This window comes from Bradyrhizobium erythrophlei, assembly GCF_042430365.1.
GTDB lineage: Bacteria > Pseudomonadota > Alphaproteobacteria > Rhizobiales > Xanthobacteraceae > Bradyrhizobium > Bradyrhizobium erythrophlei.
In genome coordinates this window covers 1-1180 of sequence record NZ_JBHMET010000265.1, presented here as the reverse complement: position 1 = coordinate 1180, position 1180 = coordinate 1, and the positions used below count along the sequence as shown (strand labels likewise).

The 1180-nt window shown below is 60.3% G+C and carries 1 protein-coding gene; it reads right to left on the bottom strand.

Going from position 1 to position 1180, the window contains the following annotated elements; translation table 11 throughout:
• Positions 1-88 precede the first annotated feature (88 nt).
• Positions 89-1171, bottom strand: coding sequence for an IS5 family transposase (locus ACFFWD_RS40275; RefSeq protein ID WP_376971493.1), 1083 nt, complete (start codon positions 1169-1171; stop codon positions 89-91).
• Positions 1172-1180 lie beyond the last annotated feature (9 nt).

Sequence of the window (1180 nt, the reverse complement as noted above, 5' to 3'; positions counted from 1 at the left end):
CCCAGAAATTGAAGCATTGCTGTGTGTTTGGGCAGGTGGTTCTGGTGAGGTGTTCGAGTGTATGTGGCGCTCCTGAACGGCTACTTGCCTATGCCGTGGCCAGTTTGGGAACGCGGATCAGATTGTAGGCGATCAGGTTAAGCATGAAATCGGCGGCGACGCGACCGATGCCGCGATGTTTTGTCTTGCGCATCGTACCGTGCTGCTTGCCCCAGCCGAAGATGCATTCGGTCATCGCTCGGCGCGATTGCGACATGCCATAGCCCCGGTGGCGCGTGGTCCGTTCGTCGATGGCACTTCGGCGACTCTTGCCGGTTTTGGTGATGCCGTTGTTCTGCGTCACGTGCGGTGTGACGTTGATGGCGCGAAGATTGGCCACATGATCGGCCGTGTCATAGGCCTTGTCCTCACCGGCGGTGATACGATGGCCGGCCTCCTTGGCTTTGGTTTTGAGCATCTTCTCCGAGGCGCGACGCTCGGCGGTGCCGCTGGCGAGCGTGACCATGCCGGCCACGGCCAGCCCATGCCGGTTCTCCATGGTGGCGTGGCCCATATAGCAGAGCTTCGCCTCCCGTCCGGCGGCCTTGCGGTATAGCCGACTGTCGGGATCACTCGTACTCGCATGCGTGTCGTTCTTGCGCTTCTGGCCGTGGAAGTTCGCGCCGTCGTCGTCATCGCTGCCGTCCTTGGGGCGGAAGCTCTTCTGTGAAGCCCAAGCCTCAATCAACGTCCCGTCCACCGAAAAATGCTCGTCCGACAATAGCGGCTTGACCTGAGGATGGTTCAAAAGCTTGGTCATGAACTTCGTAAATATATCGCCGTTCTGCAGCCGCTCCCGGTTCTTCGTGAAGCTGGTCGGGTCCCAGACCGGATCGTCCGGCGACAGCCCCACGAACCAGCGGTACAAAAGATTGTAGTCCAATTGCTCCATGAGCTGTCGTTCCGACCGAATGCCGTAGAACACCTGCAGCAGCAACGCGCTCAGCAATTGCTCCGGAGGGATCGAGGGGCGTCCTTCGCTCGAATAGAGCTTCCCAAAGCTACGGTTCAACTCGCTCAGAACTTCCCGGACGAGCGTCCGAATCCTCCTCAGCGGGTGGTTCGATGGCACCCGCGCTTCCGGCGCAATGTACGAAAACAGCCCGCCCTGATCCACAAATGCGCCGCGCATGCGCCCCCC

Coding starts and splice junctions, on each gene's coding strand:
- ACFFWD_RS40275 (WP_376971493.1), bottom strand. CDS start 1,171: ATGCGCGGCGCATTTGTGGATCAGGGCGGGCTGTTTTCGTACATTGCG.